Annotated in this window: 18 protein-coding genes; 17 read left to right on the forward strand and 1 reads right to left on the reverse strand. The window is 43.4% G+C overall.

From position 1 onward, the window contains the following. Positions 1-36: 36 nt before the first annotated feature. From I2D69_RS01505 to I2D69_RS01540, 8 genes are all read left to right on the forward strand, one after another. Positions 37-309 (forward strand): IreB family regulatory phosphoprotein, encoded by a 273-nt coding sequence (locus I2D69_RS01505; RefSeq protein ID WP_021925017.1) that lies wholly within the window; start codon positions 37-39, stop codon positions 307-309. A gap of 2 nt (positions 310-311) precedes the next feature. Continuing rightward, on the forward strand, positions 312-761 hold the full coding sequence (gene ruvX, locus I2D69_RS01510) for a Holliday junction resolvase RuvX (RefSeq protein WP_118578548.1): 450 nt from the start codon (positions 312-314) through the stop codon (positions 759-761). Beyond that, a complete protein-coding gene (locus tag I2D69_RS01515) occupies positions 748-1,002 on the forward strand; it encodes a DUF1292 domain-containing protein (RefSeq protein WP_173735244.1) in 255 nt (84 codons plus the stop codon). The genes ruvX and I2D69_RS01515 overlap by 14 nt, the downstream gene beginning before the upstream one ends. A gap of 198 nt (positions 1,003-1,200) precedes the next feature. Further along, positions 1,201-3,063, forward strand: coding sequence for a ribonuclease J (locus I2D69_RS01520; protein ID WP_227198735.1), 1,863 nt, complete (start codon positions 1,201-1,203; stop codon positions 3,061-3,063). An 11-nt stretch (positions 3,064-3,074) separates the two neighbouring features. Then, positions 3,075-3,413, forward strand: a complete 339-nt coding sequence (locus I2D69_RS01525; protein ID WP_195379285.1) for a YlbF family regulator — start codon at positions 3,075-3,077, stop codon at positions 3,411-3,413. Positions 3,414-3,422: 9 nt separating this feature from the next. Beyond that, positions 3,423-3,971, forward strand: coding sequence for an endolytic transglycosylase MltG (locus I2D69_RS01530; protein ID WP_118578542.1), 549 nt, complete (start codon positions 3,423-3,425; stop codon positions 3,969-3,971). Then, complete coding sequence (locus I2D69_RS01535) at positions 3,968-4,624, forward strand: O-methyltransferase (RefSeq protein WP_173735245.1); 657 nt, start codon at positions 3,968-3,970, stop codon at positions 4,622-4,624. Before I2D69_RS01530 ends, I2D69_RS01535 begins: the two co-directional genes overlap by 4 nt. Next, entirely contained in the window at positions 4,617-5,843 is a 1,227-nt protein-coding gene (locus tag I2D69_RS01540) for a U32 family peptidase (protein ID WP_173719318.1), read from the forward strand. The genes I2D69_RS01535 and I2D69_RS01540 overlap by 8 nt, the downstream gene beginning before the upstream one ends. A gap of 89 nt (positions 5,844-5,932) precedes the next feature. On the opposite strand, the gene sigK is transcribed toward I2D69_RS01540, so the two are convergent. Beyond that, positions 5,933-6,562 carry an RNA polymerase sporulation sigma factor SigK gene (gene sigK / locus I2D69_RS01545; protein WP_148461293.1) on the reverse strand — a complete coding sequence of 210 codons (630 nt, stop codon included), beginning with the start codon at positions 6,560-6,562 and terminating at the stop codon, positions 5,933-5,935. Between the two features lie 309 nt (positions 6,563-6,871). Between sigK and I2D69_RS19900 the strand changes: the two genes are divergently transcribed. From I2D69_RS19900 to I2D69_RS01590, 9 genes are all read left to right on the forward strand, one after another. Continuing rightward, positions 6,872-10,465, forward strand: coding sequence for a DUF5717 family protein (locus I2D69_RS19900; RefSeq protein ID WP_243243745.1), 3,594 nt, complete (start codon positions 6,872-6,874; stop codon positions 10,463-10,465). 4 nt (positions 10,466-10,469) lie between these two features. After that, positions 10,470-11,747: a DUF5716 family protein gene (locus I2D69_RS01555; protein WP_195379286.1), complete on the forward strand. Its 1,278-nt coding sequence runs from the start codon at positions 10,470-10,472 to the stop codon at positions 11,745-11,747. Positions 11,748-11,759: 12 nt separating this feature from the next. Next, positions 11,760-12,542: a hypothetical protein gene (locus I2D69_RS01560; RefSeq protein WP_148461295.1), complete on the forward strand. Its 783-nt coding sequence runs from the start codon at positions 11,760-11,762 to the stop codon at positions 12,540-12,542. Positions 12,543-12,674: 132 nt separating this feature from the next. Beyond that, complete coding sequence (locus tag I2D69_RS01565; protein WP_148461296.1) at positions 12,675-13,565, forward strand: amino acid ABC transporter substrate-binding protein; 891 nt, start codon at positions 12,675-12,677, stop codon at positions 13,563-13,565. 394 nt (positions 13,566-13,959) lie between these two features. Next, complete coding sequence (locus I2D69_RS01570) at positions 13,960-14,610, forward strand: amino acid ABC transporter permease (protein WP_118578520.1); 651 nt, start codon at positions 13,960-13,962, stop codon at positions 14,608-14,610. A gap of 70 nt (positions 14,611-14,680) precedes the next feature. After that, complete coding sequence (locus tag I2D69_RS01575) at positions 14,681-15,373, forward strand: amino acid ABC transporter ATP-binding protein (protein ID WP_148461297.1); 693 nt, start codon at positions 14,681-14,683, stop codon at positions 15,371-15,373. Between the two features lie 153 nt (positions 15,374-15,526). Then, positions 15,527-16,474 (forward strand): ABC transporter permease subunit, encoded by a 948-nt coding sequence (locus I2D69_RS01580; RefSeq protein ID WP_148461298.1) that lies wholly within the window; start codon positions 15,527-15,529, stop codon positions 16,472-16,474. A 15-nt stretch (positions 16,475-16,489) separates the two neighbouring features. Continuing rightward, the gene (locus I2D69_RS01585; RefSeq protein ID WP_148461300.1) at positions 16,490-17,395 is read left to right on the forward strand and encodes a carbohydrate ABC transporter permease; all 906 of its coding nucleotides are present in this window, start codon (positions 16,490-16,492) and stop codon (positions 17,393-17,395) included. A gap of 30 nt (positions 17,396-17,425) precedes the next feature. After that, positions 17,426-18,571, forward strand: a complete 1,146-nt coding sequence (locus tag I2D69_RS01590; protein ID WP_195379287.1) for a glycoside hydrolase family 27 protein — start codon at positions 17,426-17,428, stop codon at positions 18,569-18,571. Positions 18,572-18,582: the final 11 nt, after the last annotated feature.

Genomic DNA, 18,582 nt, shown 5'->3' on the forward strand with positions numbered 1-18,582 from the left:
AAATAAAAAAGAAATAATCGTAAGGACGTGAGAAAAATGGCAGAAAATAATCTGGGAAGTACACAATATTTCAGAACAAAACCAGATCAGGAGCTTGAAGTAAAAGAAATCCTGGACCTGGTTTACAACGCAATGGAAGAAAAAGGCTATAATCCTGTGAATCAGATCGTAGGCTATATTATGTCCGGTGATCCGACTTATATCACCAGTCATAAGGGTGCCAGAAGCATGATCATGAAGGTTGAGCGTGATGAACTTGTTGAGGAATTGCTGACCGAGTATATTAAGAACAGATCCTGGGAATACTGATTATGAGATTAATGGGATTAGACTACGGTTCCAAGACGGTGGGCGTTGCCGTCAGTGATCCACTGGGACTTACCGCACAGGGTGTGGAGACTGTCTGGCGCAAGCAGGAGAATAAGCTTCGCCAGACGATGGCACGGATTGAAGAACTGATTTCGGAATATCAGGTAGAGCGTATTGTACTTGGATATCCGAAGAACATGAATAATACTGTGGGCGAGCGGGCTGTGAAATCTCTTGAGTTTAAGGAAAAACTGGAAAAGAGGACTGGCCTGCCTGTTGTAATGTGGGATGAACGGCTGACTACGGCAGAAGCGGAGCGTACTTTAATGGAGACCGGTGTCAGACGTGAGAACAGGAAGCAGTTTCTCGATCAGATGGCTGCGGTTTTGATCTTACAAGGATACTTAGACCGAATGAATATGAATAAGGATGAGAATAATGGAGAAAATTAAATTTCAATCCGAGGATGGGATTATAGAATTTTTTGTGGAAGAACAGACTACAGTTGCAGGAATCACTTATCTTCTGGTTTCCGATTCACAGGATGACGAGGCGAACGCCTATATTATGAAAGATGTTTCAGAAGAGGGAAGCGAAGAAGCCAGCTATGAGATGGTAGAAGATGATGAAGAACTGATGGCAATTTCCAAAGTATTTGAACAGATGTTGGACGACGTAGATCTTGAAATGTAATAATTTGCTGGGCAGATCGTGAACAGTGATGCGAAATCATGCTTTGCATGTTTTTTTGTGCATCGTGAAGCGTGTAATTGTGAAGTTACTGAACAGTTACCAGCCGAAACAAAATAAAGTCGCTTTATCCTGGTAGCGTGAGTTTGGAGGATAAAGTGCGCAAAATGGAGGATAGATTGATTGAAGACGGAAAATGAAATGAACAACAACGGACAAAGGACTCCGGCAGTCGGAAACGGAACAAGAAAACCAAATTTCAGACATAAAAATTACAGATATAAGGCACAGCCGAAAAAGGACGGAAAAGATGGTCAGAAACAAGGACAGGATAAGCCGGTCAAGGGAAATTATAAACCTCAGTTCCGCAGTCAGGGCAAGCCTGCCTTAAAGCGACCACGCAAAAATAACAGTGGATCCAAGCTGAAGATCATTCCACTTGGTGGTCTGGAGCAGATTGGAATGAATATTACAGCTTTTGAGTATGAAGATAGTATAGTAGTAGTAGATTGCGGACTCGCTTTTCCGGAAGATGACATGCCGGGAATCGATCTTGTAATTCCGGATATTACCTACCTGAAAGAGAATATTTCCAAGGTGAAAGGATTTGTGATCACCCATGGTCATGAGGATCATATTGGTGCGCTTCCATATGTACTGAAGGAAGTAAATGCACCGATCTACTCCACCAAACTGACTCTTGCGCTGATCAGCAACAAGCTGAAAGAGCATAATCTGACTAAGACTACCAAGTTAAAAGAAGTAAAACACGGTCAGGTGATCAATCTTGGTGATTTTGCTATTGAATTTATTAAGACGAACCATAGTATCCAGGATGCATCTGCACTGGCTATTTATTCTCCTGTGGGAATCGTGGTGCACACAGGTGACTTCAAGGTGGACTATACCCCTGTATTTGGGGATGCCATTGATCTGCAGAGATTTGCGGAAATCGGACGGAAAGGCGTTCTTGCCCTTATGTGCGATTCTACAAATGCGGAACGTCCGGGCTTTACCATGTCTGAGCGTACAGTTGGTCATGTTTTTGACAATCTTTTTAATGAATATAAGACTGCAAGAATCATTATTGCAACGTTTGCTTCCAATGTAGACCGTGTACAGCAGATCATCAATACTGCATACCGATTTGGACGTAAAGTGGCAGTAGAAGGCCGCAGTATGGTAAATGTTATTACCACTGCCGCAGAACTTGGCTATCTGCGTGTTCCTGACCAGACTCTGATCGAGATCGACCAGGTAAAGAACTATCCGGATGAGCAGCTTGTTCTGATCACTACAGGAAGTCAGGGCGAGTCCATGGCTGCTCTTTCCCGTATGGCTGCTAATATCCACAAGAAGATTACCATTAAACCTAATGATGCAATTATTTTCAGCTCTCATCCGATTCCAGGTAATGAGAAGGCTGTATCCAAGGTTATCAACGAGCTTTCCATGAAAGGTGCAAAGGTTATTTTCCAGGATGCACATGTATCCGGACATGCCTGCCAGGAGGAGATTAAGCTGATCTACTCCCTTGTGAAGCCGAAATATGCAATTCCGGTACATGGTGAATATCGTCATCTGACTGCCCAGAAGCTTGTTGCAGAGGAACTTGGATATTCCAAGGACAATATTTTTATTCTGAAATCCGGAAATGTTCTGGAGATTGATGAGAATAGTGCGGCTGTTACTGGTTCCGTACACACAGGTGCAATTCTTGTAGACGGTCTTGGAGTCGGAGATGTTGGTAATATTGTACTTCGCGACAGACAGCATCTTTCCGAAGATGGTATTATGATTGTTGTCATGACATTAGAGAGACACAGCAATGTGGTACTGGCAGGACCGGATATTGTTTCCAGAGGTTTTGTGTATGTAAGAGAGTCAGAAGACCTTATGGATCATGCAAGAGAAGTGGTGGAGCTGGCTCTTGACGGATGTCTGGATAAAGGTATCACAGACTGGAGTAAGATTAAGGCAGCAGTGAAGGATGCACTCAGCGACTACGTATGGAAACGTACCAAGAGAAGTCCGATGATCCTTCCAATCATTATGGAGGCATAAGCAGAGGCGCGATGAACGAGATAAAAGACTGTATAGATGCACTTCTTGCAGCTGTACAGAACAGTGAAGAATATCAGGAATTTGAGAAATACAGAGATCTTCTGAAGGAGAACCCGGAGCTTATGGACCGTGTGAATGCATTCAGAGGAAACAATTTCAGACTACAGAATGAAGCAAACAGAGATGAGCTGTTCCGGGGAACGGAGCAGCTCAACAGAGAATCCAGGGAGCTGCGCAGAGATCCCCTTGTAAACGCATTTCTTGATGCGGAGCTTGCTCTTTGTAAATTTATGCAGAAGATATGCAGGACACTTACAGAGGGAATCGATCTGGACATTCCTGAGTTATAAGGAGGAAACATGGGTAATACAAGAGATCAGGTGGGAAAGGCAGGGCTTTTTGTAGCTGGTGGAATTTTCCGTACTGCTTTTTACGTCTGTGTTGCAGTGCTGATTTTCTGGATCGGCAAGTCGGCCTATCAGTTTGGCTACAATGTTTTTAACCAGCAGGCAGTCAGTCCGGGAGCAGGTCAGGAAGTGACAGTTGTGATTCCGGAAGGCTCATCCACTTATGATGTAGCCAAGATCCTGAAAAGCAAGGGGCTGATTGATGACAGTCTGGTGTTCTTTGCACAGGAGAAACTTTCTACATATAAGGGACAGATGCAGGCTGGAACTTATCTGTTAAGTACAGCTTACACTCCTACACGTATTATGGGTATTCTTGCTGGTGATGAGGAGCAGACTGGTGTTACGCAGGATAGTGCCACAGCAGCTGATACAGCGGCCCAGACAGATACTCAGACTACAGATGCAGGAACTGATACAGCTGATACCCAGAGTGCAGATGGTACAGCAGATACTCAGGCAGCTGATGGAACTGCAGGGGAAGGAGAGTCCGGACAGTGATCGTAGAGGAGAGAATGCGCACTTACATCAATTCTCTTGATATGGGGAATACTCCTTTTCTGGAAGAACTGGAAAAAGAAGCACTTGCAGGAAGGGTTCCCATTATCCGCAAGGAAATGCAGAGCTTTCTGAAAATGTTTCTTGCAGCAACCCGGCCGATGAAAATACTGGAGGTCGGAACGGCAGTAGGTTTTTCCACTCTGCTGATGTGCGAATATGGACCTGAGAATCTGAAAATAACAACAATTGAGAATTATGAAAAAAGGATCCCTATTGCCAGAGAGAATTTCAGAAAGGCAGGACGGGAATCCCAGATAGAGTTCCTTACCGGGGATGCAGGAGAGATCCTGAAAGAACTTACTGGAACTTATGATCTTATTTTTATGGATGCTGCCAAGGGGCAGTATATGAACTGGCTGCCGGATGTGCTTCAATTAATGCATAAGGGCAGCGTTCTTGTTTCTGATAATGTTCTTCAGGAAGGTGACATTATCGAATCCCATTATCTTGTAGAGAGACGCAATCGTACCATTTATAAGCGTATGCGTCAGTATCTCTATGAACTGAAGCACAATCCGCTGCTGGAGACCTCCATCCTTCCGTTAGGAGACGGAGCCTCCATCAGTGTAAAGAAAGAGGAGTCATATGCGTAAACCAGAATTATTAGTTCCGGCAAGCAGTCTTGAGGTTCTGAAGATTGCCACGGTTTTCGGAGCAGACGCTATTTATATCGGAGGAGAGGCTTTTGGGCTTCGTGCCAAGGCCCGCAATTTTTCAAAAGAAGAGATGGCGCAGGGAATTGCATTTGCCCATGAGCATGGTGTAAAAGTCTATGTGACAGTGAATATTCTTGCGCATAACTATGATCTGGCTGGTGTAAGAGAGTACTTGAAAGAGCTTAAGGAATTAAAACCGGACGCCTTGATCATCGCTGATCCTGGTATTTTTACCTATGCCAAGGAAATCTGTCCGGAGATTGAGCGTCATATCAGTACCCAGGCAAATAACACTAATTACGAAACCTATCGCTTTTGGTACAAGCTTGGAGCGAAGCGTGTGGTAACTGCCCGTGAGCTTTCTTTAGAAGAGATTCGCCAGATCCGTGCCAATATTCCAGATGATATGGAGATTGAGACTTTCATTCACGGAGCGATGTGTATTTCCTATTCCGGACGCTGTCTTCTCAGCAATTTCCTGGTAGGAAGAGATGCCAATCAGGGATCCTGCACACATCCGTGCCGTTGGAAATATTCCATTGTGGAAGAGTCGAGACCCGGAGAGTATATGCCGGTTTATGAGAATGAGCGTGGTACTTACATTTTCAATTCCAAGGATCTTTGCATGATCGAGCACATGGATGACATTCTCACAAGCGGAATCGACAGTTTGAAGATCGAGGGTCGTATGAAGACAGCTCTTTATGTAGCAACTGTCGCACGTACTTACCGCAAGGCTATTGATGATTATCTGGAAGATCCGGCCAAATATCAGGCAAACATGTCCTGGTATCAGGAGCAGATCGCAGGCTGCACTTACCGTAAATTTACAACTGGCTTCTTTTATGGCAAACCAAGCGAGGAAGCACAGATCTATGACAATAATACCTATGAGAAGGGGTATACGTATCTGGGATTTGCAGAAGCTGTAGATGAGAGAGGCTATGTGCAGATTACACAGAGAAACAAGTTTACAGTAGGAGAGATGATCGAGATCATGAAACCGGATGGAACCAATCTTCTGGTTCCTGTAAAAGCTATCTATGATGAGGAGGGCAATTCCGTAGAAAGCGCTCCCCATCCGCAGCAGAAGCTGTTTGTAGATCTTGGCGGTGAGGCAGAGGTTTATGATATCCTCCGCCGTAGTGAAGCATAAGTCTGAGAGTAATTCAGAAAAATAATCGTTACTGGTCACGGAATGAACAGTAACAAATAATCATAGAGGTAAAACTCGCAGAGCGTGTTTTACCCGTTTTCAGGAAAAAGCGTCCGCAATTTTTGCAGGGCGTTTTTTTCAATTCTGGATACATAGGAGCGGCTGATGTGAAGGTGCCTGGCGATTTCCCGCTGCGTCTGTTCCTTTTGCCCAAAGAGACCGAAACGGCAGCAGATCACCTCATATTCTTTGGAAGACAGTACAGACTTCATGGAATCCAGTACATGACGGATATCTTCTCTGGTGGAATACTCTTCCACAACGTCCACTGCCGGTCCTTCCATTACATCCAGAAGACTGATCTCATTGCCTTCTTTGTCTGTACCAATGGGTTCATACAGCGAGATTTCCCGGGAATGCTTCTTGCGGGATCGGAATAACATAAGCAGTTCATTGTTGATACACTTTCCTGCATATGTGGACAGCCGGGCTGTTTTTGTGGAATCAAATGTGGAGATGGCTTTCATCAATCCAATGGTGCCAATGGAAATCAGATCGTCCAGTTCTACATCTGTTCCCTGATATTTTTTTACTACATGGGCAACAAGCCGCAGATTACGTTCTATGAGAATATTTTTTGCTTCCATATCGCCCCTTTGGTACTGCTGAAGATAATACTGTTCCTCGGCCATTGTCAAAGGTTTTAAAAATGTCTTCAAATCGCTACCTCAAAGGGGATTTCTATATAGTCTATGAAAAATACAGGCTTTAAGTGCCTGGCTGCCTTTTTTTACTGCGGAAAAAATCGCGGCAGGATTCTTTTTATATTTTACATTGAAATAAAGGGTGAAAATCATTATAATAATGTCAGAGTAACTGCCTGGAGCGTGTTTGAAAAAGGCTCTGGTTCGAAAGAGGCAGTGACAGCGAGTAACAGGATTACTGTTCAACGGCAATGTTCTGAGAAGCGTGTTGCTGTGAAGGTTGTGGACAGTAACAAGAACACGAAAGACGTAAGGTGAATGATTTTGAAAAAAAAGATCGAACAGCTTTTAAACGGAAAGTTTGAATATGAACAGCCCCAGCTCCTTTTTTCCAAGGAGAAGATTTCCCTGACCATGAAAGCAGGGGAGACGAAGAGAGGGGAAGTGTACGTTGGAACAGAGGATAATCAGAAGATCCGCGGTTATGTTACTTCTTCCAGCCGCCGGGTGGTGCCGGGAATGGACCATATTTCCGGAACTACTGTGCGCCTCCCGCTTGGAATTGATACGGTAGGACTTGCCCCCGGAGAAAATCTGAAGGGATGGCTGTGTTTTACTACAAATATTGGAGAGGCCCGTCTTCCTTTTGAAATTGAGATCGAGAAAGAGGAAATTCGCAGTTTTTCAGGTGTGGTAGGGAATCTGGATGAATTTGTAAAAGTTGCACGGGATGATTTTAAAGAGGCATTCCGTATTTTTAAAGACGCCAGCTTCGTCAGAATTCTGGAAAATGAGGATCAAAAGATCCAGACACTTTATTATGGTCTGTCCAGACAACCGGTGACGTATCAGCATTTGGAAGAATTTCTCATTGCCGCAGGCAAGAAGGAAAAAGTAACCATAAGTGCCAGAGAGGTGGGCAAAGAATACTATGAGCTGAAAGACTCTTTGAAAGAATCTTTTTACATTCAGAGAAGCGGATGGGGACATCTGCGCCTTGATGTGGAAGCTGTTGGAGATTTTCTGGAAGTTCCCCGCAAGGTGGTAACAGACGAAGATTTTATTGGAAGCCATTATGAAGTGGAATATCTGGTGCACAAGGAGAAATTAAGACAAGGCAATCAGTTTGGCAAAATTATAGTAAAAAGCCCTTATCAGGAGATTACTTATACCGTTGTTGCATCCACAAGTGGTAAACTGGATGTAGATATCCGCCTGACTCAGGAGAAGAGTAAACTGGATCTTCAAAAAGACTGTCTGGCCTACCTGTGCTATGAGACTGCTGTGGCAAGCTGTCTTGCGGGAAAGGAGAATCCATGTGTCAACAGCTGGATGGATTTTTCCACCTGGAGTGCAAGCAGCCACTATATTCTGAACCAGCTTCACCAGTCCGGATGTGATTATCCGGAATACCAGATGTATGAGGCCTTTCTTCTTTACATGGAGAACCATCATGAGGAAGCAAGAGCTCTTCTGGAAAGCTATCAGGATAAATCCTATACAAGAGATGATCTGGAGTTTGCTGGAATTTATCTGTATCTGTGCACGCTTACCGGTTTATATAAGGACAAGGTTCACGCCCTGTCCAGAATACGCAATTTTTACATGCAGAAAAGTGACAGTTTTCCGCTTTTATGGATTCTGCTGAAGCTGGATCCTGCATACAAGGAGACTCCGTCCAAGGCATTATTTGTGCTGGAAGAGCAGTTTGGCAAGGGCTGCAGGAGTCCGTTCCTCTATCTGGAAGCATGGAAGATCATCTGCAAGGACATGACTCTTCTTCACAGGCTGAACAGCTTCTGGGGACAGGTATTTCGTTTCGCGGCAAGAAGAAACCTTCTTACAGAGGAACTGGTAATGCGCCTTGCATATCTTTCCGGATATGAGAAAGATTATAACGAAAGTATTTATCAGGCATTGGCAAAGGGCTATGATCAGTATTCTTCGGAGGATACCCTGGAAGCCATCTGCAAATATGTGATGAAGGGAAACCCAAGAAAGACCGAATATTTCCGCTGGTTTTCCCTGGCAGTGGAGAATGGGCTGCGTCTTACAAGACTTTATGAGTATTATGTGGAGACTATGGATACTTCCAGACGGATTGAGCTTCCAAAGGCTCTTCTCATGTATTTTACTTACAACAGCGATTCTCTTGGAGATTCCAAGCGGGCATTTATCTATTCCTGTATTATTGCAAATAAGGAAAAAGAGCCGGCAGCATACCAGCGTTATATGTCAGGTATGCGGGATTTCGCCAGGAAAAAACTGGCTGAGGGAAAAATGAATGAGAGCTATGCCGTCTTATATCAGGAGTTTCTGATGGAGCCTCGCACAAAAGAGGCGGCAGATTCCATTGCGCAGAAAATGTTTACCCACCGGCTTTATTTTGATGATAAAAAAGTCCGCTATGTGATCGTGCGTCACAGTCAGATGGAATCAGAGGAGACTTATACCTGTGTTCAGGGCGTAGCTTATCCAAGAATTTATACAGAAGATGCTGCTATTCTTTTTCAGGATGACAAGCAGCGCAGATACAGTGCTACTGTAGATTACAGTTTGAAGAAGACCATGGATGAGGATGGGGCAGTGAGAAAAGTTCTTGCCCTTGGCGTGGACGAGCCAGGTGTGCTTCTTCATTATTGTGAAAGCCATGAACTGGACAAAGATAATCTGGATATTTTTCAGAGACTGGTAAAATCCGATGCTTTTTGCATGGAGTATAAGCAGAAGGTACGTCGCAGGATTCTGGATTATTATGCAGAGCATGTATTTGGCGAAGATCTGGATCAGTATTTAAAGCAGATGGATTACCGGGAATACGCCCGTGTGGACAGGCAGAAGCTTCTGGTGGTCCTTATAAGCCGCGGCCTTTTTTCCCAGGCACAGGCCATTGTGGAGGAATTCGGCTATGAGGGCGTGGACATGCGAAGCCTTCTGAAACTGGTGAGCCGCATGATCGTGCGCTGCGACATGCTGGAAGATGAGGAACTTCTGGCTTTGGCATCTGATGTTTACAGAAATGGATTTTATGATGAGGTGATCCTCACATATCTTATGAAATATCGTTTTGGACCTGTGGATGAAATGTTTTCCATCTGGAAAAGTGCTGTGGGATTTGAAATGGATACCTATGATCTGGAGGAAAAAATCCTTCAGCTTCTTATGTTTACCACGGATTACCGCAAGGAGGGAGAGCATGTTCTGGAATCCTACATTCGCCATTCCGGAAGGGAGTGGATCGTAAGCGGATATCTGACCCATGTTTCCTATGGCATTTTTGTAAAAGAATACACCATGAGTCCTTTTGTGAAAAACTGTCTGTTGAATGCATATATGCAGAAATGGATGGTAAATGAAGTCTGCTATCTGGCTTTGTTTAAAGAGCTTTCCAGGGAAAAGAGCAGAAAAGAGGCTCTTCTTTCCATAGAAAAAGAGCTTCTGAAAATGTGCATGGACAAAGAAATGGTATTTTCTTTCTTCCACAGACTTCCACCGGAAATTCTGAGCCTGTATCAGATGGATGATAAAACATGTGTGGAATATCACACCAGCCCGGAGGCGAAGGTAACCCTTGTATATGCTTTGGATACCGGACTTGGACGTGCGCTGGAATATAAGACAGAGCCTCTTAAGAATGTATATGAGGGTATTTTTACCAAGCCGTTTACCATGTTTTACGGGGAAACTTTGCATTATTATTTTTCAGAGGAATGTAATGGACAGACCAAAAGAACGCCAGAGCGGGTACTTGGAATGAGTAAGGTGGAAGGTACACCATTCAGCAAGTACCAGATGATTAATCAGATTTTGTCTGCGCGGAAACTGGATAAGCATCATGAGGTGAAACAGGGACTGAAGCAGTATTTCCGCCAGGAACAGTATGTAAAAGAAATGTTTGTCATTACAGAAGAGGACTGAATATATGAATGAAATTCGTGATTTGATCATAGGAATTGATTTTGGAAAAGATTATTCCCAGATCTGCTATTATGACCGGAAAGGGGAGGAGCCCTGCTCTGTGTCCATGAAAGTTGGTGCCCAGGAGTTTGAAGCACCTACCTGTATTTGCAGGCGCGGAGAGCATAAAGAGTACACCATTGGTCTTGAGGCAGTTTATTTTGCCCGGGAAAAAGGGGGACAGATGGTAGATGACCTGTATGGAATCTGTAAGAAAGAAGACAGTGTGCAGATTCTGGGAGAACAGGTGGAGCCATGGGAGCTGCTTCAGGTTTTCCTGGAGGGGATGCTGAAATTTCTGGGAGTTGCAGATCTTGTAAAAAATACAAAATGTCTGGTGATCACAAGTCCTGAGCTTGAGGACCCCCAGGTGAAAAATATGGAAAAAGCCTGCCAGGCCATTGGTTTTTCGAAGAATCAGTACATGCTGATAGACCATGGAGAGAGCTTTTATTATTATTCCCTTACCCAGAAAAGAGAGACCTGGAACCGGAGTATCGGCTGGTATTCTTTTCACCAGGATGAAGTGAAGTTTCAGCAGCTGACTATGGACAGCAGCACAAGGCCGGTGCTGGTACGCCTTGAGGAGCCGAAGAAGACGGTCCTCCCATCTCTTACAGCCCCTGAGGAAGAGGGAGAGAAGGCCGTGGAAGCCAGAGATGAGGCTTTCCGTGATTTTATTAAGGAGACTCTTGGAACCGGTCTTTTTTCCAGCATTCAGATCACAGGATATGGATTCAGCCCGGATTGGGCGAAAATATCCATTGGAAGCCTTTGCATGCAGCGAAGAAAGGTTTATTATGGAAATAACCTTTTTGCAAAAGGTGCATGTGCAGCTGGAAAGGAGCGCCTTGAGGATAAGATCCTGAAGGGGTACCGTTATATGAGTCCTGCTCTTGTGCTGAAAGATGTGGGAATGGAAATGCGGGTGATGGGTGCACCGGCATATTACCCGCTTATTGAGGCTGGTAAGAACTGGTATGAGTGTAAAGCTGGCTGTGAGCTGATCCTGGATGATATAACAGAGCTCGTTTTTGTTGCTGGAACCTTCGGCGAGAAGCACAAGAAGAAAGTAATTATGGGACTGCCCGGACTTCCTGAGCGTCCCAATAAGACTACAAGACTGTCTCTGGCCCTTGCATATGTGTCACAGAAGAAATGCCGCGTTGTTGTAAAAGATCTTGGATTTGGAGAAATGTTCCCTTCCAGCGGCAAGGTCTGGGACGAACTGGTAGAGTGGTAAAGGAGGCTGGAAATGAGCGGTTATATTTTATGTCAGACAAAAAAGGCGGACAAGCCGTTTTTTGTGGAGAGTATCAATACCAATATTTACTCACTGGAGGAGCTTTGCTACTTTCTGTACCACAATCTTTATCTGGTGGATTCTTCTGTTATAAATGAAAATCTCTGTATCTGGATCAGCGAGGAACTGGATCTGCCAAGGCTGGCAGCCAAGCTACGTCCTCATCTTGGTAAATTTGCCAGTGCGGAGGATGTACTTTATCCGGTATTTAAGGAGATCAATTATCTTACTTACGATGAGCTGAAGGCATTGAATGTAAAGCTTGCCAAGCTGGATCAGGAGGCACCTCTTCTTCGAAAAAAGAGAAAAGGGGATGCCCTGGTAGCGAATAAGATGTATGTAAGTGCCATCAAGGTGTATCAGCAGCTTCTGAAAAAAGAAGGGCTGGAGCAGATAAGACCGGGACTGACCATGAGTGTGTGGCATAACCTTGGATGTGCGTACAGCTATCTTTTTCAGATGGAGAAAGCAATGGAGTGTTTCTGGGAGGCGTTTCTTACCCAGAGCGATCCTAAGGAGCTGGTTTGCTATCTGCTTGCTTATCGCAGCGTGAAGAAGCCGCAGGAGTATGAGAACAGGCTGAAGGAGCTGAATGTATCGGATGAAGTGAAGGATACTTTAAAAAAGGCACTGGATGAGTTTGCGCAGAAAAAGGAGGTCAGCATAAGACCAGGGAAGGCGGATGAAATGCTGGAGAAGCTGACTGGAGAGTATCATAGGAGCACAGGTTCGTGATGAACCTGTGCTTTTTCTAAAAAACTATATTGACAGAATTACTTTCGTATGCTACCATACAACCATGCTTTAACATGGTAGAGTGAAAACGCACTAAAATAATGAGAATTAGATTTCAGGAGGATAGATATTATGAAAAAAAGAATGCTGGCGATTATGATGAGTGCCTTGGTGGCAGCAGGTATCTGCTCTGGTGTGACTGTTTATGCAGATGCCGACAGCAAGACACTGACTGTTGGATTTGATGCAGAGTATCCGCCTTTTGGTTATATGGATGAAAGTGGCGAATATGTTGGTTTTGACCTGGATGTGGCACAGAAGGTATGTGATAATCTTGGATGGGAGCTTGTAAAGAAACCAATTAACTGGGATTCCAAGGATATGGAGCTGAATTCCGGAAATATTGACTGTATCTGGAATGGCTTTACCATCAATGGACGTGAGGATGATTATACATGGTCTGATCCATATCTGAATAACGAGCAGGTTATGGTAGTCGCTTCCGATTCCGGAATTGAGACACTGGCAGATCTGGCAGGGAAGAATGTTGTAGTACAGGCTGCATCTGCAGCACTTGATGCTTTGAACAGCGAGGATAACAAAGAACTGACAGACAGTTTTGCATCCCTTACAGAGAATCCGGATTACAATACCGCATTTATGAATATTGATTCTGGCGCAGCTGATGCTGTTGCTGTTGATATCGGAGTTGCCAAATATCAGCTGGCTCAGAGAGAAGAGGGTAAATATAAGATCCTTGACGAGCCGATTCAGAGCGAACAGTACGGTATTGGCTTTGCCAAAGGAAACGAGGAGCTTCGCGATACCGTATGGGCTGAGGTTATGAAGCTGTATGATGAGGGCGAGATTGATAAACTGGCTGAGCAGTATGGTGTAGCTGACATGCTTTGCCTGGGAGATGAAGAAGCAGATAAGACAGAAGAGAGTACAGATGCGGCAGAAGAAAATGCAGATTCTGATGAGGCAGCTGACGCAGATACTGCTGAGGATGAGGCTGAATAATTCACATAGACTATAAACACGAATATACGCAAAAAAGAGGGTACCTGGCGCACCCTCTTTTCTTAGCGAGAAGGGGTCTGCTCCCAAAGTAGGAGCTTGATTCGCATAATATGATACCAGTGTCAAAAGGTCAAAAAGCTGTTCGTGATTGCACGATAAGGCTTTTGAACTTGGGACACGCCAAATATGAGAAAGTAGCGATTTACGCAGTAAATCAGCGGATTTCGAATATTTGGAGGATTGCGGGAGCAGCGTAGCTGCGTAGCAATCCGGGTATCAAATGAGTGTCAAAAGACCTTTTGACACTCATATCATAATATGAATTATGGAATGAAATGAAACGTGAAATGCGATCCCTTAGAACACAAGTATCAACAGGAGGAACACAGTAACTATGAGTTTTAGTGTAATGTTAAGCCAGCTTGCAAAGGGAATGACCGTAACTACGGAAATTTTCTTTGTAACCCTTATATTTTCCCTGCCACTTGGCCTTCTGGTCTGCTGGGGGAAAATGTCCAAAATAAAGATAATCAGATGGATCATTTCTGCTTATATCTCCATTATGCGCGGAACACCTCTTATGCTGCAGCTGATGGTAGTATATTTCGGACCATATTTTATTTTTGGAATCCGAATTTCCATGGGTTACAGCCTGATCGCTGTATTTATTGCTTTTGCAATTAATTATGCCGCTTATTTTGCAGAAATCTACCGTGGTGGAATTGAATCCATGCCAGTAGGTCAGTATGAAGCAGCCAGAATCCTTGGCTACTCAAAAGCACAGACCTTCTTCCGCATCATTCTTCCCCAGGTATTTAAACGGATTTTGCCATCTATTACCAACGAAGTAATCACTCTGGTAAAGGATACTTCATTGGCGTTTGTTGTAGCGGTAGCTGAAATGTTCACTTTGGCGAAACAGATTGCCAGCTCTCAGACCACGATGGTGCCGTTTGTGGTAGCGGCTGTATTTTATTATGTATTTAACCTGCTGGTAGCAGTGATTATGGATAAAGTAGAGAAAAAACTGAACTATTACCGCTAATAATTTATCATCAACCTGCAGTGAATATACATTGTAAAACTGTGTGCGGGTAACCAGAAGGAGTCACTATATGAAATTATTTGAAATGAAACACATAAAGAAAAGTTTCGGAGCCCTGGACGTTCTCCGTGACATTTCCCTGGAAGTAGACAAGGGCGAGGTTCTTAGTATTATCGGTCCCTCCGGCTCTGGTAAGTCTACATTGCTTCGCTGTGCCACTGGTCTGGAGACACCAGACGGCGGCGAAATCATCAAAAACGGAAAAATCGGATTGGTTTTTCAGAATTTTAACCTTTTTCCCCATTTTTCCGTGATTAAAAATATTACAGACGCTCCAATTAAGGTACAAAAGAGAGATAAAAAAGAGGTTTATGCGCAGGCAAGGGAGCTTCTTAAGAAAATGGGGCTTTCGGATAAGGAAAATTATTATCCCTACCAGCTTTCCGGCGGACAGCAGCAGCGAGTTTCCATCGCCAGAGCCCTTTGCATGAACCCGGATATTCTTTTCTTCGATGAGCCCACATCTGCTTTGGATCCGGAGCTCACTGGCGAAATCTTGAAAGTAATCAAAGACCTGGCAGCCGAGCATATCACCATGGTGATTGTTACCCACGAGATGAGCTTTGCCCGTGACATCTCCGACCGGATTATCTTTATGGATGACGGTCTGATCGCAGTGGAAGGCACCCCGGAAGAGGTATTTTCATCAGAACATGTAAGAATGAAGGAATTCCTTGGGAAATTCCATCAGGGGCTTGTTTAAAATCGTAAGATTTTACCATTTTTTGTAAGATTTCTTTAAATGTGAAAGCACCACCTTTTAACTAAATAGGATATGTCAAAAAAACGGAAGGTTGTATCTGGAATACACCTTCCGTTTTGCGTTATCTTATTAGCAGAGAAGGAGGTATGCTATATGAGCGTGAAAAAGTCAGAAACTGCATTGGCAGAGAGGATTGGAAGAAAAAAATTACGTGGAATCAAATATTTGCTTCTGGCAGTTCCATTTTTAATTTATGTATTTGCATTTTCCTATGTTCCGCTGGTTGGATGGATTTATTCCGTGTTTGATTACAAAATTGGACAGAAATTTCTGGATTTTGGCAGCATGGTTTTTGTAGGACTAGGTAATTTCCAGAAGTTGTTTACAGAACGGTCAGAGGTACTGCGTGTATTAAGAAATACATTGGCGCTTAGCGCACTGGGGCTGCTGGCAACCCCTGTTCCGGTAGTGTTTGCAATTATGTTCAATGAAATAAAAAATTCTAAATTTAAAAAAATTGTTCAGACAGCAACCACACTGCCAAACTTTATCAGCTGGATCATTGTTTATGGTGTTGCTTTTGCTTTCTTTTCTGTAAATGGATTTGTAAGTGTTCTGATGCAGAAAATTGGCATTCAGCCGCCTGTTATGGGAATTCTTGGTGATGTGGATCACACCTGGGTTCTGCAGTGGATTCTGGGAATCTGGAAAAGCTTCGGATGGTCAGCAATTATCTATATTGCAGCGATTACAGGAATTGATTCAGAACTATATGATGCAGCAAAGGTAGACGGAGCCAATAAGATCCAGTCTATTTTGCATATTACAATTCCAGGGATCATGCCTACCTATGTGGTAATGTTCCTTCTTGCAGTAAGTAATATTCTTTCAAACGGATTTGACCAGTATTTTATGTTTTACAACCCTATGGTAGCGGATAAAATTGAAGTGCTTGATTATTATGTATATAAGGTTGGATTTTATATAAATGATTATTCCTATTCCATTACCCTGGGAATGCTGAAGTCAATACTTGGAATTGTATTATTATTTACTGCAAACGCATTGTCGAAAAAAATCAGAGGCGAATCGATTGTATAACTGGAGGTGAGAAGAATGAAAAAAACAAGTTCAAAAATTAAAACATCACCACAGGAGAAATTTCTTCATGTATTAAATGTATTTTTTCTGTTGATTGCAGTATTTCTCTGTGTGTATCCGTTTTATTACATGGTTATTTATTCCCTGTCTGACAGTACAAGGGCATCCCTGGAGGGAATTTATTTCCTGCCAAAGGGCTTCACATTGGATGCATATAAGATGATCCTGAAAAAATCAGGATTCGGACATGCTTTCCTGATTTCAGGAGCCAGAACAGTCATCCAGACAATCCTGTGTCTGTTTGGTTCCTCCCTGTTTGCATATCTGGTAACGAAAAAAGATATGATTGGAAGAAAATTTGTATACAGGTTTGTAGTTATTACCATGTATTTAAGTGCCGGTCTGGTTCCCTATTACATAACCATGAAAGCATACCATTTGAACAACACTTTCTGGCTGTATATTATTCCTGGAATTGTAAACGCATATTATGTCATACTGATCAAAACATTTATAGAACAGATTCCGCAGTCTCTTCAGGAGTCTGCGGAACTTGACGGAGCAGGCTTTTTCAAGATTTATACGAGCATAATTCTGCCTCTGAGCAAACCTATATTGGCGACAGTAGCAGTGTATGCCTCAGTTGGAGCCTGGAATTCCTGGCAGGATAACTACCTTCTGGTGCAGAATCCCAACCTGCAGACAGTACAGCTGATCCTTTATAACTGCATCAATCAGGCACAGATGCTGGCAGACAGTATGAGAAGCGGACAGGTTGGAAATGCAGCTGCTATTTCATTATCAGCAGACAGTGTACGTATGGCAACCACGATTATTACAGTTATTCCTGTTATGCTGGTATACCCTTTCCTGCAGAAATATTTTGTAAAAGGGGTTATGCTTGGAGCTGTTAAAGGATGATATGGGAAAAATTGAACGGAGGATTTAACTATGGCAGTATTGGCACAGAAACCACCGATGGGGTGGAATTCCTGGAACACTTTTGGTGCTCATATAAATGAGCAGTTGATCATGGAAATGGCAGATACTATGGTGGCAGAAGGCTACAAGGAGGCTGGATATGAGTATGTGATCATAGATGACTGCTGGTCCCTGAAGGAGCGTGTGGATGGAAAATTAGTGGCAGATCCGGAACTGTTTCCACATGGAATGAAAGCTCTTGCAGATTATATCCACGGCAAAGGTTTGAAATTCGGCATGTACTCCTGCGCCGGTACGAAAACCTGTGCAGGATACCCGGGAAGCTATGGTCATGAAGCAGAAGATGCAAAGCAGTTTGCCCAATGGGACGTGGATTACCTGAAATATGATTTCTGCTACTTTCCGGTCTGTGCAGATGCAAAAAATGCATATCTTACTATGGCAATGGCTCTTCGAAGCTCGGGAAAGGATATTTTATTTGCAGCCTGTAACTGGGGAAAATATGATCCGTCGGGCTGGATGCGGTCAAGAGGGGCACATACCTACCGCTCTACAGGTGATATTTTTGATGTACCGAAAAGTTATAAAGATATTATTAAAAGCCAGGTAGAGAATATTGAAGGAAATGCACCGGACTGCTACAACGATATGGATATGCTGATCACAGGAATGCATGGAAGCGGCAATGTAGGGCTTAATGGATGTACAGACCAGCAGTATCTTCAGCATTTTGCAATGTGGTCATTCCTTGGCTCTCCTTTGATCATGGGAGCAGATCTTCGAAAAATTGACAAGACTAATAAAGACATTCTTTTAAACAAAGGGCTGATTGCCATTAATCAGGATGAAGAGTATCGCCCTGCATTTCTTGTAGACAATATGGGCGATAAGCGGTATATTCTGGCAAAGCTTCTGTCCGGAAACAGAATTGCCCTTGCATTTTTTAATCTGGAATACGAAAGTGATTATTTGAATACTATGGAAATTTCCTTTTGCGATCTTGGAATTCACTCTGGAACCGGAATAAAAATGAAATTTACAAATGCAGTTACCGGGGAAAGCATTGGTGTTTACCAGGATGCCTTTTCTACACAGGTATTGCCAGATGAGTGCAAGATTATAATTGCAGAGATGATCTTACCGGAAAAAGAGTGAAAACAGGATGA

This window comes from Ruminococcus sp. D54t1_190329_F1 (assembly GCF_015551645.1).
Taxonomy (GTDB): Bacteria; Bacillota; Clostridia; order Lachnospirales; family Lachnospiraceae; genus Blautia_A; species Blautia_A faecis.